This is a genomic window from Hymenobacter coccineus (genome assembly GCF_001816125.1).
Taxonomy (GTDB): Bacteria; Bacteroidota; Bacteroidia; order Cytophagales; family Hymenobacteraceae; genus Hymenobacter; species Hymenobacter coccineus.
In genome coordinates, this window is the sequence record NZ_MDZA01000193.1 from 1 (window position 1) to 3,977 (window position 3,977).

Genomic DNA, 3,977 nt, shown 5'->3' on the forward strand with positions numbered 1-3,977 from the left:
ACCTGCACCAGTGCTTCCGTGGCCGACCGTCCGACCGCGACCAATTTATCCGCCAAATACCGCTCGTCTCCGCTTGCTGGCTTCCCCCATGCCTCCCCCCGCTTGATGAACTGGTGCTGCACCACCCGGCACGAGACCGAACAGAATTTACCCCCTCGACGCTTCGGCTCGTAGTCCTTCCCGCACTTTTGGCACTGTGCTATCATAGGAGAAAATACAAAATACTCCCCGTTCCGGGGATAGGTTTTCTTTGGCATTTTCCCCGCCGCGCTGTCTCTTCTCTTCTTTCTCCACTGCCTCAAACAGCGCGGCGGGGTCTATGCCTAAAAACCTAAAAACCACTCAGCAGAGGGCGAACCTTCAACGCTGAGTGGTATTAGAGCTGGGCCAGCAGAGGGCGAAACCTGCAACGCTGGCTGGCGCGTCTGGGGGCTGTTCTATTCCTGGCCGGTTGCTCCTCAGCAGAGCCGGTTACGCTTCAAACAGCCCTCAAATCTAAGCTGTTTTTCCCTTTTGTTCATGATTGCACTAGCCACAACCATCAGGCACTATTACAGGGTATCTGTTGCAAGTTCACACCTCTCAAATAGGCCGCCGCCTAGCACAAAACAACTTTTCTTCACCACCCCGTCCACTAAAATCTCGGCTTTAATGACTGCTCCGCTTTTGACCCCGCTCATTGCCACTTCCACGCGTATCCGATCAGCTGCCCCAAACTTTCCGAGGTCGATGGTCTCGTTTACCGTAGCGGAGGTCTCGTTTACCGTAGGGGAGTAAACGCGCGCAATGACTGGGTTCTCCACGGGCGCACTTTTGTAGTTATAGGTGGAGTTGATGATGGCTGTACCACCTATCATATTACTACCGGTAACACGCACGCGCACTGCGTATTCTTTAGGTTTAGGGTCTTCTTGCTTAGCTTGGCTACAAGCGCTCACTAAAGCGAGCAGCATAAACAGCAGCACCAAACGCGAGGGTAGCGAGTAAGTATTCATAATGGCAAGATACAGGTAGACACAGTACTGTAGCAAACTGCTTCCATCGGTCCCAAGATGGCCGGTTCAGGTAAAGGGAGCTTCGTTCGCTTAAACGGTGGTTTTGGGTCACCTTGCTATATCATTTTAGCCGCTCATTGATAAGCGTAATAATTTGCGCAAAGCCCTGATTTACCTGCTGTTTCAGTTCGGTTTGTCCTTGTTCCAATCTAGTTTGCCCTTCTGTCAACTGCTGCGTTTGAGTAAGCAAAAACTCGATGTTATCGCTCTGGGTGGTTAGCGAGTTGGTGACAACTACTGTGAGCTGTCGCACCTGGGCCGACACGCGCTCTACTTTGGCGGCCGTTTCGTCCTGTTTAGCAAGCATTTCGCTAATAACGGGTTCTAGTTGGTCTAGGCGTTGTTCAGGTGTTGGCATGGGTGGTTGGGACATTGGTTTGTTCAAAAAGCTCAAGCTGACTTGGGTGTAAGGGCATGTCCTTATCCTGCTGCACTACATATTCATTTATCATCACCAAACGGTTTCCATTGAAGAATATGGCCGGGTTGATGAAGAATGTGTACGCTTTACTGGTACGAGCAATGAAACCGTTTTTAAGTAGCTCACCTACACCAACATAAATGGATTGTTTACTAGTATAGCCAGTAAATTTCATGCAATCCTTTGGGTCAAAAAGTACTTGGTCTTTTGATACGTGTAAAGCATCGAGTAAGTATCCAAAAACCTTGATTCCGGCCCCGCTAAGGCAAAAAAGGGCTTGAATTTGACCCTTAAATATCTTTCTAAACTGTTCCTTATCAACGGCCTGCTTTGTGCCGATGAGCATACTATGCTCTTCACCCGTCCCATTATTGACCATTGTGAACTCTTTGGGATTGCCCACTTGCACCACTTTATTTCTAGTGGGTACTATCAGAGCTGCTAGGTAAGGGTTGGTTTCGTGAACTGGAAAGGAAGTCAGCTTTCCAATTTTCTCGGATTTTACTGTGCTCATTGTCTAATCTATGAGCCGTAAAGTTAGACTATTAGTATTGATAAAACAAACGCTTAGTCCAGAAAACATACTCAAAAATTAGACGACTAGTTGTCACCTACTGGACTGCCAGTCCAGTACGTCTGGACTGGCACTTTTTTTAAGTTTTTGAAAATCAGTTTTTTAGGCTGTTTTTTGAGAAATTCCCTTCTTAGTCTTAAAAATGGGGTTAGTGGGTGGTCAAAAAAACGGGCGATAAGATGTTTTTTGGTTAGTCCCCCATACTCATGCCTCCCCTTCCCCGACTTTGCCCTTTGCTCTGTTCCTGGTCGCGCTGCGCGGTGCGCTGCACGGCCTGGTCGTAAGCCTCCTTCATCGGCACCCCGCCCGGCTTCAGTTCGGCCAGCTCGAACCGGCTGCCGGTGGCCGTGTGGCGCAATTCGCCCTGTTTAGTGGCCGCATCCTCCCGGTAAGTGTACCCTGGAAGTTTTTTTAGTTGTTCGGTCAGGTCGCCCGCTTGTCGAATAGGGGCTTTTAGAGCCTGCTGAACGTGTTTTTCGGCTTCGGTCTGCATACTGGAGCGGATTTTCTGCCCGTACTCCAGCACGTTCGCCGGCAACGTCTCGCCTTGGACTGCGAGCACGGCCGCTCGCTTGAATCCCCCCTCGAACGATTCCCGCCGGCCGATTTCCTTCGTTTTTGTGCCCTCTACGCTCGCCAACTGCCGGGCAAGGGTCTTTTCCCGGTCTTTGGCCCCAGCGCTGTCCTGCGCGATGCTAGCGGCCTTGCTGGCCCGCTCGTTGGCCGCGGCGAGCTGCCGGGCCAGCTCCGCGTTCAGCCGCGCCTCCTGTTCGGCCCGCCACTTGCTCAAGTTGACCAGGTCCAGCCCGCTCGGCCCCTCGATGCTCAGGCGCGTGGCCGGCTCCGGCTTCGTCAGCGTGGCCAGCTCGCCCCGGCTTCGCTCCTGGGCACCGTAGACGTGGCGCATGACTTCGTGCTTGGCGCGGCTGTGCTCGACTCCCCGCTCCATCCCGAATGGCTTCATGGCCTCGGCGTACTCGGTTTGCAGGGCGCGTAGGGTCTTGGGGTTGAACACGTCCTTGGCCGACAAACGGCCGTCGGCGGTGAGAGGCACAACCACGGCGTGAAAGTGGGGCGTTAGCTCGTCTTGGTGCAGGGTGCAGCTCACTACGTTTTGCTCCCCGAACTTGTCCTTCAGAAATGCAATATTGGCTTCGGCCCACTTGCTGCCGTGCCAGTCGTGCGCGGTTCCATCGTCCTGGCGCTTGAACGCCTCCGGGCTGGCGGTCAGCAGCACTTCCACCCCGCGCACCGAATCATGCCGGACTTTAGCCCCGGCCTCCTGAATCCGTTCGGTGGCCAACTCCCAATAATTGCGCTCGGCCGTGTTGACGTACTCGTGATTCATCGGCTTGCGCTCGGTATCGGCGTTGGGCGTTTCGCGCTGCCGGTAGTTGTGGGCAGTCTTGGCCGCGCCTGCCTGGGCGGTCTTAATCTTGGCGACTCGGCAAATGGCGTAGGGCATGGGGCGGTGGGGAAAGGGGCTAGATACTGCGTGGGGCCGGCTGCAAGCCCCCCACCGGACGCAGTCCGGTATAGTGGGTTATACCGTTGTTATTCTTGCGCGGTTTTGGACTCATTATTTACGCTTATTACTTACGCTAACGGGCCTTTTTCAGGGTACATTTTGGGCAGAACTTACGCTAATTACTTACGCTAATACCCTTATTTACTGCTCTTGATGCGCTTCATTCGGGCGGCCTGGGCGTTCATTTCCCGCTCCTCGTTGTACTGCACCTTCTCAATGATGGAGTTATTAGCTACCCCGGCCCATCCCTGTACCAACGCCCGCAAACGACTGAACGCCTCAGCTGCCGGCAACCCTTCGACCTGCACCAGTGCTTCCGTGGCCGACCGTCCGACCGCGACCAATTTATCCGCCAAATACCGCTCGTCTCCGCTTGCTGGCTTCCCCCATGCCTCCCCC

General features: G+C 53.9%; 5 protein-coding genes. All 5 read right to left on the reverse strand.

Annotated elements, in window-relative coordinates:
• Positions 1–551: 551 nt before the first annotated feature.
• Positions 552–995 (reverse strand): hypothetical protein, encoded by a 444-nt coding sequence (locus BEN49_RS12080; protein WP_125916811.1) that lies wholly within the window; start codon positions 993–995, stop codon positions 552–554.
• Positions 996–1,116: 121 nt separating this feature from the next.
• A complete protein-coding gene (locus BEN49_RS12085; protein WP_125916813.1) occupies positions 1,117–1,413 on the reverse strand; it encodes a hypothetical protein in 297 nt (98 codons plus the stop codon).
• Positions 1,400–1,990 carry a replication/maintenance protein RepL gene (locus tag BEN49_RS12090; RefSeq protein WP_070743777.1) on the reverse strand — a complete coding sequence of 197 codons (591 nt, stop codon included), beginning with the start codon at positions 1,988–1,990 and terminating at the stop codon, positions 1,400–1,402. The genes BEN49_RS12085 and BEN49_RS12090 overlap by 14 nt, the downstream gene beginning before the upstream one ends.
• Before the next feature lie 250 nt (positions 1,991–2,240).
• Positions 2,241–3,515 (reverse strand): MobV family relaxase, encoded by a 1,275-nt coding sequence (mobV, locus tag BEN49_RS12095; RefSeq protein WP_070743779.1) that lies wholly within the window; start codon positions 3,513–3,515, stop codon positions 2,241–2,243.
• 200 nt (positions 3,516–3,715) lie between these two features.
• The coding region (locus BEN49_RS27955; protein WP_158022883.1) for a hypothetical protein at positions 3,716–3,977 on the reverse strand (262 nt) is incomplete at its 5' end.